Genomic DNA, 19841 nt, shown 5'->3' on the forward strand with positions numbered 1-19841 from the left:
TATGTCCACGACGTGCCGGTCCACGCTTATTGTCTATGGACAACACGCAATGCGGGAGGCCCGCCTTGTGGCAGCCCGCAGCGGTCAACATGGCCTCCAGATCATGTCGTTCGAACAAGCCGCGGTGCGGCTCGCGGGCGGTTTCGCCCGCGCAATCGACGAAGAAAGCCTGCGCGCGGCGATCCAGACGGTCCTCCCTGAAACACCGATGGGCGAATTGGAAGATATCAAGATGCTGCCGGGCATGATCGGTGCGGCCGCCGACACACTGCACAAGGCGTGGCGGGCCGGTATCGATCTCGCTTCCCGTTTAGGTGATCATCCAAGGCTTGAAGCCATCGCTCGCCTGGAGGCCGCTGTCCTTGCCGAACTTCCGGGCGGAATGATGCGGCCGGTCGATATTGTCGCCGCAGCCATCAGCCGGATCACCTATGCGCCCGCCATATTCGGCTCGATGGAAATCGCCGGACTGACCGAACTGTCTCCCTGCTGGCGGCCTCTACTGAAGGCGCTCGCCGAGCACACCCCCATGCAATGGACGTCAGGTCCCCGCCCTGTCCCGGCCTGGCTCAAGGAAAGCGGCGTTCCTGTCGCTCGAGGCGATGCTGAGGCGCCGGCCATTCGATCCGTCAGTGCCGCGACCGCTTACCATGAGGCAGTCGAGACACTGCGTTGGGTCCGGTCGCTGCTCGCGTCGGGCGTACCGCCCGCCGACATTGCCATCGCCACCGCGTCGCCGGCCGACTACGACGATCATTTTCTCGCGTTGCGCGCCGATGCCAATATCGATCTGCATTTCGTTCATGGCGTCCCGGCCGTCACCACACGTGACGGACAAGCGGCAGCGGCACTCGCCGACATCATCGTGCGCGGCCTTTCGCAGTCGCGCTTGCGCCGTCTCGCCGCCCTGTGCGGCGATTCTGCACCTATGGCTTCCCTTCCCGATGACTGGATGCGCGTCCTTCCAAGCGATGCACCCTTGTCAACACCGTCCGCCTGGAACCAACTGCTGGCGCGCCTCGCGCCAGACGACTGGCCCGACGGCATGGATCACGCCCCGGTGCTGCGTGCTGCGGTCGATCTGCTGGCAAAGGGACCGGACGCGGCACAGGAAATCGGCGAAGCCTTCCTCAAGGGCCGGGCATTGTCCATCTGGCGCAAAGCCCTTCTGGCAGGGCCCGCCGGCGCGATCGACAGCACGCTGGAAACACTGAAACAGGATGACGGGCTCGAGGCCTCCGTCTCCGTGGCCTGGATGCCGGCCAGCGCGCTCGCCGCGTCGCCGCGACGCTTCGCTCGGCTGATCGGTCTCAATTCCTCCCGCTGGCCACGCGGGATCGCCGAAGATCGGCTGATCCCGGACCACATTATTCCAACGGGCGAGCTCGACCCGCTTCCCGTCAATCTGGCAGATCGCCGTGACTTTGATACGATCCTCGCCACTACGGGCAACGACGTCGTCCTCTCCCGCGCCCGACGCGACAGCGACGGCAGATTGCTGGGTCGCAGCCCCGTCCTCGCCACCTATGACGAGGATGCCTATCTGCGGCGCAACGCCGTTCCCGCCCATGCCTTCAGTGAAACCGACCGGCTGATGGCGCGGCCGCAGGAATTCGCTGCCGATCCCCAGGCATTGAGTGCGCGTTCCTGCTGGCGCGATTGGCGCATGGCCGATGTGACAGCTCATGATGGCCTGGTCAGGTCCGATCATCCTTTGGTTCTCGCGATCCTCGGGCGGACTCAGTCGGCTAGCTCGCTCAAAACACTGCTGCGCAGCCCCCTCAATTTCCTCTGGCGCTATGCTCTCGGTTGGAAATCCCCGCAAAGCAGTGCCGAGCCGCTCGTGCTTGACGCCCTGCAAACCGGCGACCTCATCCATCTGGTGCTCGACCGCGCCCTGCGAAACCTCGAAGCGACGGGCGGCCTGGCGTCGGCCGACGTGGCTGCCATTCAGGCTGCGGTGGACCAAGCCGCTGGTGCGGTGGCGGCCGAGTGGGAAAGCGAGCGGCCCGTTCCACCCGCTGTTATCTGGGGCCGCACGCTCGGGGATGCGCGCGCTCTTGCCGGACAGGCGCTTGCCTATGGCAATGATCATTTGCCGGGCAGCCGATCCTTTGGCGAGGTCCCGTTCGGCGGGTCCGAGCCCAAGTCGGAGGCGGCATTGCCCTGGGACGCCAGTGTGCCGGTGATCATCCCCGACACCGGATTTCACATTGCCGGCTATATCGACCGGCTCGACATCGCTGATGACGGCAGCCGGGCACTCGTGCGCGACTACAAGACCGGCAAGCCGCCCAAAGGCGACATCCGTGTAAACGGCGGCCGCGAGCTTCAGCGTTGCCTTTATGCCTTCGCCGTCAAGGCGCTCCTGGGCGACCACATCGCGATCAGCGCCTCGCTGCTCTATCCGCGTGAACCGCTCGATCTCCAGCTCGACGAGCCGGACATCGTCCTGGCGGAGATCAAGGCATATCTGCGGGCGGCGAGAACCGCATTGGCCAGCGGCGCGGCACTGCCCGGGCCGGATACCGGAGGCGACTACGACGATCTCGCTTTTGCCCTGCCGGCAAACGCAGGCGCCACCTACTGCAAACGCAAACAAGCCGCCTCGACCGAGCGGCTCAGTGAGGTCGCGCCGATCTGGGAGGCGGAATGATGAGCAGCGTGAAAGTTCTGAATGATGATGGCGCCCGGCATGACGCGATCAGCCGTCATGACCGATCCATTCTGGTTGAGGCCGGCGCGGGATCGGGCAAGACCGCCGTGATGGCCGGCAGGATCGCTGTCATGCTGGCGCAGGGTGTCGCGCCAAGTTCCATCGCGGCAGTCACGTTTACCGAACTGGCGGCCAGCGAGCTCCTCCTGCGGGTTCGGGATTTCGTCGAAGATCTCGCCGCCGGCCATATCGCACCGGAGCTCCGCGCCGGCTTGCCGGAGGGACTGTCTGCGGCACAGCGCGAGAATCTGATGTCGGCCAGCACGGCGATCGACGAAATCACCTGCTCGACCATCCACGGCTTCTGCCAGCGATTGATCAAGCCCTACCCGGCGGAAGCGGATATCGATCCGGGCGCAGCGGTCATCGACCGCAACCAGGCCGATCTCAACTTCCTCGAAATCGTCGAAGGCTGGCTGCGCGAGCGATTGTCTGGCGATCAGGGCGGCGTCCTCGCCGAGATGGTGCTGCATAACCCGGGAGAGACCGTCGCTCTGATGCACAAGATCGCCGAAGCCCTCCGGCGGTCGAGGAAACTGGTCGCACCGCAGGCGATGCCCTTTGCAGGTCACCTGCAAGCCTTCCAGCAGGCGGCCGACGAACTTTCGGCCTTTGTGCAAGGCGCCGGCGTTGATGAGCCGGAAACGGAGGTCTTCGCCGTGCGCTTTTCTGAAATGGCGGCCGCCCTTCCATCGGTTACAGATGGTTCCACGCCCGCCGGGCTCGTCGGGTTGCTGGTTGCACGCCCGCATCCCGACCTTACGACCGGGACGGGCAGCTTTTACGCCTACCGCAAGAAGGGCAAATGGGCGGCAGCGGCAAAGCAGGCAGGGCTGTCCAAGGCAGACGGCGACAGGCTGAACGATACGGCCAGCGGTTTGTACGAAGCGTGCTGTGCCGCATGGGCCGCACTACTCCAGGTGGTTTCCGGCCAGGTCCTCACGACATTGATCGACGAAGCAGGCACAATCCTTGCGCGCTATCGTGAGCACAAGCGCGCCAGCGCCCAGCTCGATTTTGACGATCTCATCTACGCCGCGCGCGACCTGTTGCGCGACCATGAAACTGTGCGACAGGCGCTCGGCCAGAGGTATTCAAAGGTCTTGGTCGACGAGTTTCAGGACACCGACCCGCTTCAGGCCGAAATCTTCTGGCGTCTATGCGGTGATCCCGGTGATGATCCGCAGGACTGGACGCGTTTCCGGATTCGGCCGGGCGCACTCTTCTTGGTTGGCGACCCCAAGCAGGCAATCTATCGCTTCCGCGGCGCGGATGTCGGCGCTTACGTCCAGGCTCGCACGGCCTTCTCGACACACGACGCGGACGGCCTCGTCTCGATCTCGACCAATTTCCGTTCCTGTGCCTCGATCCTCACCTTCGTCAACGAACGGTTCGAGACTGTCCTGTCGGCTGATGGCCAGCCCGGCTTCACAGCGCTTGATCCCTTCCACGACGATCCGGAAGACGGCGTCTGCGTCTCGGCGATCGATATCGCGGTCGCTGACGAGAACGGCAAGGCCAGTGCCGAGCAACGACGCGACGCCGAAGCCGAAGCGGTGGCTGAACTTTGCGCACGCTTGATCGGCAGCCATCCGGTCCAGGATCGCAAAGCCGGTGCACAACGCCCCTGCCAGCCGGGCGACATCGCCTTGCTCGCCCCGACCGGCGCGGAACTCTGGCGCTATGAAGAAGCCCTTGAGCTCCGGGGCATCCCGGTCGCAACCCAGGCCGGCAAAGGTCTGTTTCGCCGGCAGGAAGTGCAGGACCTTATCGCGATCACGCGAGTTCTCGCCGATCGTCGTGATACGCTGGCGCTCGGCGCATTGCTGCGCGGCCCGCTTGTCGGGCTCAGCGAAGAGGAGCTTCTGGACATCGTCTGGGCGCTTCCGCGTTCGGAAGAAGAACCCGTCCGGATCCCACGGCTCGACCTCGGCGTCGACCTCGCGGCAATAGTGCATCCGCTGGCGCGCGATGTGATCGAGCGGCTGCAAGGGCTCCAGAAACGCGCCAAAAGCACGACACCACACGATCTTCTTTCGCAGGCCGTCGACGTCCTTCGGGTACGCCCGGTTCTTCTGGAGCGGCATCGCGGTCAGGCAGAACGAGCACTTGCCAATGTCGATCTCTATCTCAGCCTCGCCGTCAGCTATGCGGTACGGGGTCTGCGGGCCTTTTCCGAGGCAATGACGGCGGCATGGGCGGATGAGGCCCGCGCGGTGGAAGGCCGGCCCGATGCGCAGGAAGAAGCCGTCGCCCTCTACACGATGCATGCCGCGAAAGGTCTTGAATGGCCGGTCGTCATCCCCATCAACACTATGACAGGGGTAATGGCGCCCGACAGCGCTGTGACCGATCGCCAGACTGATACCTTCTACTGCCCGGTTCTGGGTGTCCCTCCGTCCGGCTATGACGCGGCGCGGCAGGCAGAGAAGGATGAACTGGACTGCGAGCGGGTCCGGCTCTGGTATGTCGCAGCAACCCGCGCCCGGGAACTCTTGGTCTTGCCGCGGCTCGACGTAACGCCTTCGAAATCAGCCTGGATCGGCCTGGTGGACCTGTCCCTGACAGATCTCCCTCACCTTGACGTGTCGCATCTGCCGCTCGACACGATCGCGGCGACAGCCGCTACAGAAAACGGTCAGACACGGGAGAGTTTCGCCACTGAGGCTGGTGCGATTGTCGAAAGGCAGATGCATCTGACCTGGCTTGCGCCGAGCCGCGACGAGACGACAACAGGTTCAGTGCTTCAGGAAGAAGAACCGGACATCTGGGCCGGTTCGGCTGATGCTCAGGTGCCGGACGCCGACGCGCTCGCCTCCATCCGGGGCGGACGCGAACGTGGCTTGATCCTTCACAAGCTCATGGAAGAAGTCCTGACAGGGGAATGCAACGAGGCCGACGAGGCGCTCACCGCGCGTGCTGGAGACCTCATTTCTGCGCTCGGCAAGGAGCCTTCCTCCGATCCGGCGGACGGGCTTTCGCCTGAGGAACTGGCCGGTTGCGTGACGCGAACGCTGGCCTTGTCGGAGGTGGCGGCATTGCGTCCCTCATTGCTCGCTGAGTTTCCGGTCTATGCCTTTCAGCAAGAGGAGGCCGAACTGGTTGCGACGGCGGGCATCGCGGACGCGATTTCGGTTAATCCGGAAGGTCGGCCAGCCGTCGTGATCGACTGGAAGAGCGACGTGAATCCCGCCCAGGAGACGCTTGATCACTATCGGGCTCAGGTGCGTGCCTATCTCGATATGACCGGAGCCGAACGGGGCCTGATCGTTCTGATGACGAACGGGACGGTGATCACCGTCCCGCCTTCTCCCCAGACGATTGCGGCATAGCCGAGGACGCGACCATGGCCTCCCGCAAGCGCACCGAGCCCGTCCAAGATGATCTCTTCAATCCCGAAGTCGAACTGCTGCTGCCTGCTCGGCTTGCGATAGAGGGCAAGGCCCTGGGAAGCCCTATACGCCAATTGGCGGCTCCGCCGCAGCGCGTACGGTGCCGTCTGCGTCCCTTTTCAATCCGCCGTGTGACTGGTCATGAAACCACGCTGCCGTCTGGCGAGATACTGAAGATCATCAACGCGAAGACCGCTACGTCGCTGGAGGCGGAGCTCATTCTTCTGGTCCCCGGCGCGAGTGAGCCGGCGCAGATCGTAGAAGCACTCGACGCCGGCGAAGGCCGGTGGATGGCCCCGTTGCCCATCCGCATCGACACGTTGAGTCGCCAAGCGCGGGTCGAACGGCTGGCCGCGGTTTCGGCATCTTGGTCGGGCGCCTTTCATCTCCGCGAGGGACGAGCAGCCGAAAACGAGCGGCCAGCCCAGCTCGGTCTGCGACGTCCTCAAATCGGCGCACTGCACGCGGCTTTGGCCCATGCGACGCGATCGATCGATCCGGCCACCATCGTCATGCCGACGGGCACCGGCAAGACGGAAACCATGCTCGCGCTCAACGTCCACCAGCGCTTCGAGAGGCTACTGGTCGTAGTGCCGACGGACGCCCTTCGAGAGCAGATCGCGGGCAAGTTCGAGACCTTCGGCGTGCTGAGGCAACAGCAATGCCTGGAAGACAAGGCAGCATTTCCAGTGGTGATGCGCCTTTCGCACATTCCGACGAGGCTAGCCGACGTGGATGAGATCTTCGACAGTGCCAATGTCATCGTCACAACGATGCAGATCGCCGGTCGCGCCGAAGCGGCGGTCCAGGAGCGGATGGCGGCACGCGCCTCGGCGCTGTTTATCGACGAGGCTCATCACATCGGCGCCCCGACATGGGCGCGCTTTCGGGGCCTATTCGCGGACCGTGAGCCACCGCTCCCGATCGTCCAGTTCACCGCCACACCATTCCGTGAGGACGGCCGGCGCGTCGACGGCGAGTTCATCTACACCTATCCGCTCAAGAAGGCGCAGGCCGAAGGCTATTTCAAGCCGATTCGCTTCGAGGCGGTCTTCGGGCTCGATCAGGCAGACGCCGATCTCGCGATCGCGGGAAAGCTCGGCGAAGTCCTCCAGGGTGATCTGGACGTCAGCCTCAACCATCTCGCCATGGCGCGTTGCCAAACTATCGACCGCGCCAGAGCCCTCCACCAGCTTTACAGCGAGATGTACCCAGAACTTCGTCCGGTCATCGTCCATAGCCAGCAGTCGATCCGTGAACGCCGTGCAAACCTTGCCGCTCTGCGGCGCTTCGAGAGCCGGATCATTGTCTGCGTGGACATGCTCGGCGAAGGTTTCGATCTGCCGGAACTGAAGATCGCCGCCCTGCACGACCCGCACAAGAGCATCGCCGTTACCATCCAGTTTGTCGGCCGCTTCACCCGCCAGGATCCACGCCTCGGCGACGCCACGGTCATCGCCAACACCGGCATTGACGACATTGATCGTTCGCTGGCCAAGCTCTATGCGGAGGATGCCGACTGGAATGCGCTGGTCGAGGCACTCAGCACCGCGAAGATCGACCGGCAAGTCCGCCGTGCCGAGATGTTCAAGGGCTTTGTCGGCGACTTGAGCGACATTCCCCTGCAGACGCTCGAACCGAAGATGAACGCCGTCGTCTATCGCACCAACTGCGACGGTTGGGAGCCTTTGCGGGCCGAGGACTTATATAGTCCCGGCGTATATCTCGGCATGAAGGTCAACCCACACCAGCGTGTCGCCATCTTCGTCACCCGCTCCGAAGAGCAGGCCGGCTGGACCACGGCCCAGCACGCGACCAATGTCACCTGGGACCTGCACATGATGCATTGGGATCCCGATAGTCAGCTCCTATATATCAGCAGCTCGATCAAGGGACCGTATGACCGATTGGCCAAGGCGGTCTGCGGTGAGGCAGCGCGCCGGGTCGAGGGCGAGGAGGTCTTCCGCAGCCTGCATGGGTTCAATCGCCTGATCCTGCGCAATCTTGGCCTGACGCACCATCAGGGACGCGGTGTCCGCTATTCCATGTATATGGGTGTCGATGTCGCCGACGGACTCGACACTGCGAAGTCCCAGTCGCGCATCAAGAACAACGTGTTCGCAACCGGTTTCCTCGACGGTGTTCCCGCCTCTCGTGGCTGTTCGGCCAAAGGCAAGTTCTGGTCGATTTCGCGGGTTCGCGATCTGACTGATTGGGTCGATTGGTGCGCGGATATCGGCAAAGCCGTCAAAGATCCAGGGATCACCACCGATGGCGTCTTCAAGAGTGCGATGCGACCTCGCCAGATCAGCGAACGCCCGCAGGTGCCTCCGGTCGCGATCCACTGGCCGGAATCGCTGTTGACGCAAATCGAGGACCGGATCGAAATCAGTTTCGGCGACAAACCCGTAGCCTTCGCTGAATGCGACATCGAGCTTCTGGATCATGAACGCACGGGTCCATTGCGCTTCACGGTGCGCAGCGATAACCACATCGCCGAATTCGAAATCGTTTTTGCTGAAGGGGGTGCCAGCTATCCGCAGCGCTATGGGCCGAAAACAACCGTCAAGGTCAGCGGCAAGACGAAGTCGCTCTCGGAATCCTTCGGCGAGGATTCCCCACAGATCGACTTTGGGGATGGTTCACTGCTGATCTACAGTCACCTTTATGCTCTGCCTGAAGGCGTCTTGGTGGAACCGTATTCCGCTGATCGGATCGAGGTTTGGGATTGGTCGGAGACCAATATACGTGCCGAGGCGCAGGGTCCTGAAAAGCGGACTGACTCAGTGCAACGGCGCGTAATCGAGACATTGCTCGCAGAAGGCGACGCCTTTGACATCATCTTCGACGATGATGGGGCTGGAGAGATCGCGGACGTCGTCACCCTTCGAGTGACTGAAGGTCTCGTCCAAGTGACGCTTCACCATTGCAAATACTCCAGTTCCGACACGCCCGGCGCGCGAGTGAAGGATCTCTATGAAGTTTGCGGGCAAGCGCAGAAATCCGCACGCTGGCGTGATCGGCCCAACAGAATGCTCATACATATGTTGAAGCGGGAGAAGATACGGCTGGAGAAGGGCCAGACTTCCCGCTTCGAACAGGGAACAGCCGCATTCCTCAAAAAGCTGAAAGCGAATTGGCAGGACTATCGCTACGAATTCGATGTGCGCATCGTTCAGCCTGGCCTGTCGCGATCGGCTGTCACAGAGGAGGGACTGCATCTACTGGCCAGCGTGGAGACTTATCTCCTTGAAACGCGCGCCATGCGGCTGAAGGTTATCGCAAGCAGCTAGAAAGCCAACCTCCAGATAATGGCCCAACCCAATTGCAGTGGAGCGAACGAAATGTTCGGCGTCTTTCTCGTTGAGAGTTGTCCTAGCTTTCCATCTTTTGGTGCGGAGAGGCTCCGGATACTTTGTGTGCAACAGTCGTCCGGATTTGATGATCTTGGCCCCTCCTGCCCTTTGGTCAGGACCGCGCCCTACTCGGTCGGCTGCACGCAGCCGCCCTCCCCGAGCTGAAACGCCGCCTCTCCCTGCGACGTGCCGCTGGCCGTGCCGTCTCCTCCGGAGCCAGCTCGACCAGCCGTCGCATGGTCGTGGCAACGCTTCATCTCGGCCATTCGGTTACGGTCGCTGGGGCGGGCGCGTGACATCAGTGATCTCGTACGTCGCGTCTCGGCCGCTGTTGTTCCGTGCTTTGCCGGACATGCTGTGCCGCCCTGTCATCATGGGTCGCAAACGATTTCCGGCGACCGCCGGATTGCATTGGCCGCAGCTGGCAGAAGGTCGGTGATGGTCGTGATGCGCGGATCGCAGGCTATCGGGCTGCCGTAGAGGGTCCGTTCGAAATTCGAGTGATCCGGACACGTTGTCGAAGCTTCGACGGTCTCCATGCTGTTCGTCCAGAAAACACATCGCGTTGCCACGGAAACCAGCCGTCGCGGCACGTGAGGCAGGGTCAGCAAAGCTCCGACTGGTCGGGATGCGGCTCGGAGCGAGAGGACAGAAATATCGCCACCACAGGCATTTCTCTCCCTCGGCTGTTCACCCAGTTTCCTTCGCGGCCCCGCACTTCTCCCTTTGTCTGAGTTGCATGACATGCTGGTCGCAGCTGTCGTCCCGTCCACAAAGGTTGTCGCCGATCTTTTTCCCCTGCCCCTGCGGGCCATTCCGCGCGGAGCAAAAAGATCGGCGCCTGCCCCTCTCCGCTGTGCTTCGCCTTCGGTGTGGCCGGGCCTTGGCCAGCTGCATGACCGCACTTCGTGCTGCAACGCAAACAAGGAGAAGAGCAATGACCACGAACTGCATCAAATTCACCAGCGCCGACATCGAAACCGCCAAGGGCGTCGGCTCCATCTCGACCCTGACCTTCGACCTCGACATCACGGTCGAGCCCGTCGCAAGCACGAACCCGATGGCCCCCACGCACCGCGTCCTCGGCCGCTCCCCGCGCGGCAAGCTGGTCGAGTGCGGCGGCATCTGGAAGAAGCAAAACAAGGAGACCGGCGCCGACTACTACACGCTGACCATCCGCGACCACGGCTTCAACGCCAACCTCGGCAAGGCCGCGAACCAGGACGATCTGTCCCTGCAGGCCGTCATCCCCTGGGGTCCGAAAGACGCAGCCTGAGCCAGGGGCCAGACCGCCTCGGCGGTCTGGCACTTTCTCGTTCCGGGGGAACTTGTCCCGGGCGGGCGCAAGATTGGTGTCCGAAAGACGCCGCATATTTCGGACGCGGACGCCGAGGCGGATAGTCAGATTGGATAGGTCGCTGACGCGGCTCCGATCCTTTTGTTCAGCTACAACGTGCATCGCGCGAACCCAAGTCGGAACCGAATGTCCGCAGGGAGAGCTGGCAGCCCGCTGAGAGAGGCCAAGCGCACCCCTTCTCTCAGTTGAGCAACCCGCGCCACGGTCGTCTAGGCGAAGCGCCAAGGGGCGGCAAACTCACCCTTTGCCGCAGGCAACGAAATCGCAAATCATCGTCGTGCATCCCGGGGGGCAGCGTCTCACTTCAGGGCCACCGCCGCGCGCCTTTCCGTCGACCTGTTGGCCTTTCAGATCGCTAGCCCGGGGTCGAGCGGTCGGCAACGCCGGGGACAGGTTTCTGGACGGCTGCGCCTTGAGCGCTGCGAGGCACCGCTCACAACAAACCTGCCCTCGGCGTGCTCCATTTCATTCCGCCCCGTGCCGGGTGCAGCCCGCTCTCATGCCCCCGGTCTTTTCCACGATCCGTCCAACGACGATCAACGGAAAGGATCACACCATGACACTCGAACAATCCATCGACCTCGCCGAACTGCAAGCCGACATTGCCTTCGAAGCCTACCTCGCCGCCTTCGAAGAAGACGCCCATCCCGAGACCCTCGACAGCCTCGAGACCGAAGCGCTGATCGCACGCAGCCGCTACGACGACCTGCGCTCTCAGGGACTGGGTCACTGACCCAGACACCCCTGCGGGTCTTCGGGTCCGCAGGGGTTTGACGTCGTCTCTCAGAAGCTTCGTGACGCCTTCAGAGGGTGCGACCCGCGCCATCCCGCGCGGGCCGTATTCGTGTTCCTGGTGGCCGATCCGTGACCGGCTCGGGCGCTCGGACTGCTCGTCGTTGCGTGCTGCTTGAGCGCAAGTTTCGGAAGCCTACTCGACCTGGTTGTCCTGCATCGATGAGGGCGGGACCCGTTCCATGTCGCGCCGCAACGCGGGGTCTTGATGGTGTCCAATGCCCGCAAAAAAACACATCATGCAAAACGTAATATTGCACAATGTGATGTATTGAAGTATAAGCGAAGGAGAGAAGGAAGACGTTGGCAGGATATGGCCAATGTTTGCACATTTTGTCCGAGGGGTCTGACCCGTGCCGAGGCCAGCGAGAAACCTGAAGCTTGAAGAGCGCATCGAAGTGGCGCGGCGCTTCGCGGCGGGCGAGACCGCGAAGGACCTGGCGGCGGCGTTCGGCATCTCTCCGCGTCATGTGAACCGGCTCGCGAACGAGGAGGCGGGCGAGGGCATCGCGGTGCGCGATCCGAGCGAGACAGTGGCCTTTCGGGCGAGCCAGTCCGAGCTTGCAGCGTTTGATGCGGAGTGGCGCGCGCGGGGCTTTGCCAATCGTTCGCAGGCGCTCAATGCGGTGCTGCGCGGACGCTGCGGTTTCCTCGATGTACCCCGTGATCTGGTCGCGGAATTCTGCGCCGCGTGGCGGCAGGCGAAGGATGTAAGCGACGCCGGTCTGGTCCTCGCCAAGGCGGTGCATCGCGGCCGACTGGAGGTCTCAGAGGCGGACCGCGCGGTGCTGATCGAACTCGTTGATCTGGCGCAGTCGATGAGCCGTGAGATGGGCCGGATGAAAGATGCGGCGCAGGCGTTGCGTCATCAGGAGTGGCCGCAAAAGGAAGAAGGGCAGGGGACGGAGAGCGCGGTTCTGGAGGATGACCCGCGCGCGATCGGGAGCGGTCTGAGGCTGGTGCGTGAGAGTTCCGGTTCAGAATTGCATCGCCCTTCGCTGCCTCTCGGCAAGCCGCGAACGCGAACGGCGATAGCCGATGATTTTCTGAAGAACCGGAACTCTCGAAATGGCTGATCCCCTCGCCCTCTATGCCTCGGTCATGGGGCGGCTTTGGGAGGATGAGCGCATCCGGGGTCAGGCCGCGGCGCAGATCGACGCGCGTCTGGCGGGGCGTCGGCAGGGGCGCAGTTTCGCGCGCGTCGGATCCATGTCGGCGCGCAACGCGCTGAAGGCTGCGTCGGGCCAGAGCCGCGCGGCGGTCTTCAAGCGGATCCGGGCAGGGGGCTGCAAAACGCGTGCTTCGCTTGAGGCGCAAATCTCCTACATCAACGACAAGGCGGTCTACACTTACTCGACGATGACCAACGCGCTGACCGATGCGGCGGTGCTTTCTGAGGAGCAGAAAGAAGACATCATCGAGGATTGGGCCGGGACCTGGCGCGGCTCGACCAAGCTCGGCTTCACCTCGCACATGCTGCTGTCCTTCCCGACCGACGTAACCGTCGATCAGGTGCGCGACATCGCCATGGACTGGACGGAGCATTTTTTCGAGAGCGGCGAATACGGCGACCAGTGGGACTATGTCCTCGCGGTTCATGATGACCGGGCGCACAAGCACGCCCACGTCATCCTGAACAATCGCGGCGTCGAGAAGGGCACCTGGTTCTCGTGCTGGGCCGAGGGCGTGATGTCGCCGCAGCTCATGCGCGAGAAGCAGGCTGAAATCGCGGAACGCTACGGCGTGATGCTCGACGCCACCACCCGGCTCGAGCGCGGCATCTTCGAGAAGCCTGCCGGGATCGAGGAGATCTACCGTGCCAAGGAAGAGGCCCGCCTGCCGCGCGAGATCGTCATGACGGCCCAGGAATCCGCCATCGCGCAGGCGCAGGTGGTGGGCTTCGCCAAGGACTACAAGAACCTCGCCGACCTGCTGGACCGGATGGACCAGCGCCACATGGCGCGCGCCGTACGCGGCATGGCGGACGGGCTTGGCTCCGGCACGCCGTGGAACTTCACCGAAGGAGAGATAGACATGAAGGACATCAAGACCGTCGGTGACGCGATCGACTATTCCGAGCGCACGATCGAGGCGCTGAGGCTTAAGGCCGAGGAACTGGACCCGGCCGAGCGCGCCGCTTTTGAAGCCAAGGCCGCACCGATCATCGCGGACCTCTCGCAGATGGTGCCGGACCCGGAGTTGCGCGCGCGGTTTGGCAAGCATCTCGAAGAACCCTATCCGCCGGGGGCGGGCAGCGATGTGCTGATCGACGCGCTGCGGTCCGGCAAGGATGAGGGGCTGCGCGATGTGCTCGAGCGCGCCGAGGAGGCGGGCATGGACAGCGAGGAGCTGGTGGCCCGGATCGCGGCGGGCGGCACGCGCAACTACGGTATGGCGCAGGACTGGGTCGAGCGGGACATGAACGCGGTGCTGGCTAAAGACGGTCTCAGCGTTGAGACCGCGAGTGACGACCAGCTAGATGCCGCGCTCGAGAAGGTCGACGGGGTGATGGACGCGCTGATGGAGCGGGCGAAGGAACTGGGCGTCGAGATCGGGCGAACCCTCGCGGACGAGGAGGAGGCGACATTGCCCCTCATCGACGAAGACGACCGGACGCCCAATCCCTACCTGCAGGACCTCGCCGACATGCTGCGGGACGGCAAGCTCACCGAGGCACAGGAGGAGACCATCGAGCGAACCCTGCAATCCGAGCTCTTCAAGGAGTTGGGCGAAGAAGGTTTGGCCGAGCTGCGCCGCGGCAACTACGAGGTGCTGGATGCGGCCCTGCCGAGCAAGCTCGATCAGATCACGGTCACGCAGGAGTTCCTCGAAATGACCTTCGAGGAGACCGGCGACCAGGTCTTTACCGACCGCGCTGCCGTGTTGCAGCAGGACAAGGCGACCGAGGTCGCGCGGATGCGCGGCCAGCAAGAGGCGCAGGAAATGGGGCGCGATCTCGGTCGGGACCGCGGTCTCGATGACGAGATGGAATTCTGAGGGGGATGACCACTATGACCAAGACACTTCCCCTCTGGGCTGCGCTTCTTTTCGGTGTGATCTGCGGCGCCGTCATCGGCACCATCGTTGCCGCCTTCTACCTGACCCTGGCCCTGAAAACCGGGTTTCAGAGTTTCGACATGTTGGCGCTCTGGAAGGCGAGCGCCGGCACCCGCGCGGCGCACCCAGAGGCCTTCAAGGTCGGGTTTGGCGCCGTTGGCTTTGGGTCTATCGGTCTCGGTGCGCTGGCGCTTGCCTGGACCTGGAAGAAGGAGCGGGACGATTACGGATCGGCACACTGGCAGACGAAGGCCGAACTGAAGAAGAACGACATGCTGCAGGCCCCGGGCAAAGGCTTCGTCTGTGGCAAGCTTGGTGCGCCGAGTTCCAAGGCAGAGTTCATCTCCTCGACCACCATCCCCCATGTGATGATGGTGGCGCCGACCCGTGCCGGTAAGGGCGTCGGCTTCGTGATCCCGAACCTCCTGAGCTTCGCGGGCTCGGTCGTGGTGCTCGACGTGAAGGGCGAGAACTTCGAGAAGACTGCACGGCTGCGGGCGCTCAACGGCGACGAGGTCTATCGCTTCAGCCCGTTTGATTGGGCCAATGCCACGCATCGCTACAATCCTCTGGCCCGGATCGCCAAGGCTCCGAGCTTCGCGCAGCGCTTCACCGAGGTCTCGATCCTGGCCGACCTCTTCCTCGACAAGGACAACAAGACGCTCGACACTTTCTCTGAGGCCGGCAAGTCGATCTTTGTCGCGGCCGGCCTGCTGGCGATCCAGCGCGGCACGCCGAACCTCGGCGAGGTGAACAAGATCGTCGCCGGGGGTGAATATAAGAACGCGCAATACAAGACCTATGCAGACGAGGCGGAAGAAGACATCCTGCGCGAGCTCTGGACCAACGCCGCTTCGGCCTCCTCGCGGCTGCTGACATCGAACATCCAGGCGCTGATGACCGCGGGTCTCAAACAATGGGACAACCCGGCGGTGCGCTCGGCCACTGAGGCGAGCGACTTCGATTTTTCGACCTTCCGAAAGACCCCGCAATCGCTCTACATCGCCGTCTCCGAGGATCACATCGCGACGCTGGCGCCGCTCCTGCGTCTGATGTTCGCCGATCTCATCGCGTCGATCCGGCTGAACGAGCCCGGTCCGGATGAGCACTGGCCGGTCATGATGATGATCGACGAATTCCAGCAGATGGGGGCGATGCCCTATCTGGAACGCGCGATCCATTCGCTGGCAAGTTACGGCGGCCGCGTCGCGATGATCGCGCAGTCGCTGGCTTCGCTCGACCGGATCTACGGGCCCGAGGGCCGCGAAAGTCTCGAAAACGGGGCAGGGCTTAAGCTCTATATCACTCCCCGCGATCAGCGGACCGTGAAGGAGGTATCCGCCGCAGTAGGCAGCACGACCCGCGAGGCCGTGACCCGGATGTATGGCCGGAACAAGGGCTTCCTTGGCGCGACGTCAACATCAGCGCGGCTGGAGGAACGGCCGCTGCTTTCCGAGACCGAAGCGCGCCTGATGGACCCCGACGAGGTCATCATCCTCGCCTCGCCGCAGCATCCGATCAAGGCAAGCCGGATCAAGTATTACGACGATCCGTTCTTCAAGGACATGTTGGCACGACAGGAGGGCAAGCCCTTCCCCTATCCGCCGAGCGTGCAGGGTGTGGGGCCTTGGGGTAGCGACGGTGGTGACGAGGCAAGTTCTGACGAGCTGGTGAAACCAGTCGAACGCGCGCCTGTGCGGGATCGATCACAGCGCCGCGAAGCGCGCGCGATGAGCGTGAGGACGATGGATGCCAGGCGCGGGCAACCTGTGCCCGAGACGCTCGAGCGGGAAGCGGCGCTGCCGAAGGAATGGGAGGCGGCGCTCGATCGGCAGGAGGATTTCATCGCGGAGTTGTTGGGAGGGTAATGACCGAAATGTGTTTCAGTGCTAGTCAGAGAACTGGCGGTTTCGCTCCCGTGGTTGTCGGTCACTCCATCACAAGCTGACCTGCAAATGTCTGAAGATCCAGTGCGATACACGGTTGAAAAAACTGTCGCAAACAAGGATTGTGGGTGTTCATTCAACCCCGCAATCTCCCTCAAGCAGAGCTCTTCCATTCGGCCGAAAGTTCGATGGTGATCGCACAACGGAGCCCTGGGGGCAAAAACAGAAAAAAGGCAGGCTTGCAGTGTCTGAGAGATACCGAGCGGAACTACGCAGCGCTGAGAACGCGTATCAGTCAGCCATGAAGGCAGATATCTCCGAACTCTGTCGAGTCGTGGACGGTTGGCGAGAGAGCCCCATGATGATGGTTGGCTCTGGAGGATCTTACTCTGTGGCTAGCTTCGCGGCTCAGATGCATGAATTGATGGAAGGCGAAACCGCCAAAGCTGTCACACCGCTCGAAATCATTTCCGGCCCGACTACGAATGCCGGTATTGCATGCTTTTCGGCAAGTGGACGAAACCGAGATATTGGTGTGGCTTTCAAGGCCGCAGCTCAACGGGAGTTCTTGCCGCTTTCCGCGCTGGTCTTAAAAGATGAGAGCCCACTTCACGCTTTGGGGCGAAGGTTTCAGTACGCAGATATTGTCGATTTTCAGTCTGAAAGCTTTAAAGACGGTTTCTTGGCAGTCGCATCTTTGGTTGCGTCTTCCGTCCTGATTTTGCGAGCGTACCAAGCGTCGGGATTTGATAGCGAGGAGTTGCCTTCGTCGCTTGAGGAACTAATGCACCAAATCATTTGCGGATGGAGCGCGGAGGACATCGCCAGTCAAGCAAAAGATCTGTGCTTGAATCGGACTGTTAGCCTATTGTTCACGAACTCCTTGCGAGCAACGTCTGTCGATCTTGAGTCTCGTTTCGTTGAAGCTGGTCTGGGGAACCTACATGCTGCGGACTTGCGAAATTTTGGGCACGGAAGACATTTCTGGATGCATAAACATAAGGCGTCCACGGGTATCGTTTGTTTGGTGGGCGACGGAATGGAGCAGCTCGCAACCAAGACCCTTGAGGCTTTACCGCGAGAAATTCCGCGACTGAGAATAGATTTTCGCGGACCCAGACACCTACAGGCTATTGCAGGAATCGTAGCAGGTTTACATCTGAGCCTTGGAGCTGGCGAGGCCTCAAAAATAGACCCCGCCAAGCCAGGAGTGCCGGAATTCGGAAGGCGGCTCTATCGGATCGGTCCGATGCTTCCTGCAGAATCTCAGAAGGAGTTGAACCTGAATGCTGCGCTCGCACGGAAGGGAGTTAATCTCTCAGGGGCAGACAAGGAGACTTGGTTTGAGCATTATTCTAGCGCAATTAATTTTGTCAGAGATGCTTCCATTCAGGGTTTGGTGATGGATTATGACGGGACGCTCTCTGATGACCGCGACCGGTTCAAAGTTGGCCTTCGGCCCAAGGTAGCCGAAGAACTGAATAGGCTCCTTGAAGGCGGGCTGCCCATAGGTATTGCAACGGGTCGGGGACCAAGTGCGGGCGTGTCTCTAAGGTCGAGCATAAAGCGAGAGCTCTGGGGGCGAGTACTTGTGGGGTACTATAATGGCGCAGTAATTAGTTCTTTGAGCGACGATCGTGATCCCCTGTTAGACGAATTGGATGCGGTTGATCCAATGCTCGAGGAACTGCGTAAGGGTACATTTCTGTCTTCTTGCGAAATTCGAGCGAACACGAAACAGATTTCAATAAAATTTCGGAGAAGACGAGACGTATCTCGGGCGGTCTCAGAAATTCGTGAGGCGTTGAGATTAGGTGGACTTGATAAGCAAGTTGTAATTTCGAGCCACTCGGTCGATGTCCTAATCGGGGGGCAAAGCAAGCTTAAGCTGGTCGAAGAGCTGTGCAACTATGCAAAAATAGACAGTGGCGCGGTCTTACGCATTGGTGACCGCGCCGATCCAGTCGGGAACGATTTTCAGCTTTTGGATCATCCACTTGGTCTGAGTGTCGATCGGGCGAGCGAAGATCCGAAAACAGGTTGGGCATTGGCTCCCGCAGGTATCCGTGGTGTACAAGCGACGGTCTTCTACCTTGAGAGGCTGGCAAAGCTTGAAGAGGCTTGGGCTATGGCGATTAAGCCCTCCGACCGAGGTCTGACAAATTGAAGAAAGAACTCGCTGAAACACTTCTTACCAAGATAATGGGGTGGTCCGATGCCGAGAAGGCAGAGGAAAGAGCTTTGCTGGAAAGCTTTGCGTCCTACAAATACGACGAGTATCAGCAGTTCGCTCCTGGGCGCCGCTTTCTGGAGAGCCTAGCGCTGTGGTTGCAGCAGTTTGAAACCAAGGGTGAACGAGATATTGCCTATTCCTTCGTCAAGGAACGGTTAATATTTGTTTCAAATGCGGAAATTAACAGTCTTGTTGGGTTGGCTTTTCCAACCTTTGTTCGCCCAAAGTTGATTGCTGATACCGCGGAGAGCCATTCGGCTTTGGAAGCCCATCGGGTAAAATCGATAGTTAAATCCAAGGAATATCGCGCAAGATTACGAAAGACACTGTTTCTTGGATTGAGCGACGGTGCCCGTACTGACCAGTTTCGAAGGGCGCATCCACAAGACATCACCCATGAGCAAGTGTTCCACGCATATGATATGTCTTCGCCAAAGGCCAAAGGGTTCACGGAAAAGTTACAAAAGGATCTCTCAACGATCTCTGGCGCGGAAGTACCGGAAGATCAAGCTAAGTTCGAGTATGTAGTATTGCTGGATGACTTTACAGCGAGTGGGACCAGCTACCTTCGAGAGGGAAAGAACGGAGACTGGGACGGAAAAATTGCAAAAATTATCCGCGAACTCGATAGCGATGAGCTTTTAGGTAGTCTCGTGGCTCAATCCGGAGTTTCGGTGCTCGTCGTGATCTACATCGCGGCTGATCAGGCGATAGAACACATCGAGCAGCGTTTGGAACAGCTGCCATTTTCGAAAGGATCAATCGAGTTCAAGGTTGTTCATCGCCTCAACTGCGGCGTGAAGCTGGTGCCGCCGACGGACGATGGAATTTTGTCTCTTGCCAACCAAGACCGCTACTTTGACCCCGATGCAGACGATGAACATTCGAAGGTTGGTGGCACGTCCAAACGTTTCGGTTATGCAGGGTGTAAGTTGCCGGTAGTTCTGGCACACAATACACCCAACAACTCCATCTTCCTTTTGTGGGCAGAAGATGTGCACAGGGTACGCGGTTTGTTCCCTCGTGTCAGTCGCCATAGAAAGTTTGAGTAG

Annotated in this window: 10 protein-coding genes; all 10 read left to right on the top strand. The window is 61.3% G+C overall.

The features are described 5' to 3' along the window. Window position 1 precedes the first annotated feature (1 nt). The 10 genes from ACGYLI_RS13920 (at window position 2) to ACGYLI_RS13965 (ending at window position 19841) form a co-directional block, all read left to right on the top strand. Window positions 2-2656: a PD-(D/E)XK nuclease family protein gene (locus tag ACGYLI_RS13920; RefSeq protein WP_065331074.1), complete on the top strand. Its 2655-nt coding sequence runs from the start codon at window positions 2-4 to the stop codon at window positions 2654-2656. Continuing rightward, window positions 2656-6048 (top strand): exodeoxyribonuclease V subunit beta, encoded by a 3393-nt coding sequence (locus ACGYLI_RS13925; RefSeq protein ID WP_209058342.1) that lies wholly within the window; start codon window positions 2656-2658, stop codon window positions 6046-6048. Before ACGYLI_RS13920 ends, ACGYLI_RS13925 begins: the two co-directional genes overlap by 1 nt. A 14-nt stretch (window positions 6049-6062) precedes the next feature. After that, window positions 6063-9401, top strand: coding sequence for a DEAD/DEAH box helicase (locus tag ACGYLI_RS13930; protein WP_120352554.1), 3339 nt, complete (start codon window positions 6063-6065; stop codon window positions 9399-9401). A 1000-nt stretch (window positions 9402-10401) separates the two neighbouring features. Next, window positions 10402-10740 (top strand): DUF736 family protein, encoded by a 339-nt coding sequence (locus tag ACGYLI_RS13935; RefSeq protein ID WP_017470241.1) that lies wholly within the window; start codon window positions 10402-10404, stop codon window positions 10738-10740. 637 nt (window positions 10741-11377) lie between these two features. Next, window positions 11378-11554: a hypothetical protein gene (locus tag ACGYLI_RS13940; protein ID WP_394419632.1), complete on the top strand. Its 177-nt coding sequence runs from the start codon at window positions 11378-11380 to the stop codon at window positions 11552-11554. A gap of 412 nt (window positions 11555-11966) precedes the next feature. Further along, window positions 11967-12689: a helix-turn-helix domain-containing protein gene (locus ACGYLI_RS13945; protein WP_071974411.1), complete on the top strand. Its 723-nt coding sequence runs from the start codon at window positions 11967-11969 to the stop codon at window positions 12687-12689. Beyond that, entirely contained in the window at window positions 12682-14610 is a 1929-nt protein-coding gene (locus tag ACGYLI_RS13950; RefSeq protein WP_071974410.1) for a relaxase/mobilization nuclease domain-containing protein, read from the top strand. The genes ACGYLI_RS13945 and ACGYLI_RS13950 overlap by 8 nt, the downstream gene beginning before the upstream one ends. Before the next feature lie 14 nt (window positions 14611-14624). Continuing rightward, complete coding sequence (locus ACGYLI_RS13955) at window positions 14625-16538, top strand: type IV secretory system conjugative DNA transfer family protein (protein WP_394419633.1); 1914 nt, start codon at window positions 14625-14627, stop codon at window positions 16536-16538. Between the two features lie 409 nt (window positions 16539-16947). Continuing rightward, window positions 16948-18723 carry an HAD hydrolase family protein gene (locus tag ACGYLI_RS13960; RefSeq protein WP_172720911.1) on the top strand — a complete coding sequence of 592 codons (1776 nt, stop codon included), beginning with the start codon at window positions 16948-16950 and terminating at the stop codon, window positions 18721-18723. After that, entirely contained in the window at window positions 18720-19841 is a 1122-nt protein-coding gene (locus ACGYLI_RS13965) for a hypothetical protein (RefSeq protein WP_100161457.1), read from the top strand. Before ACGYLI_RS13960 ends, ACGYLI_RS13965 begins: the two co-directional genes overlap by 4 nt.

The sequence above is a fragment of the Sulfitobacter sp. 1A13421 genome, from assembly GCF_043557285.1.
GTDB classification, from domain to species: Bacteria; Pseudomonadota; Alphaproteobacteria; order Rhodobacterales; family Rhodobacteraceae; genus Sulfitobacter; species Sulfitobacter faviae.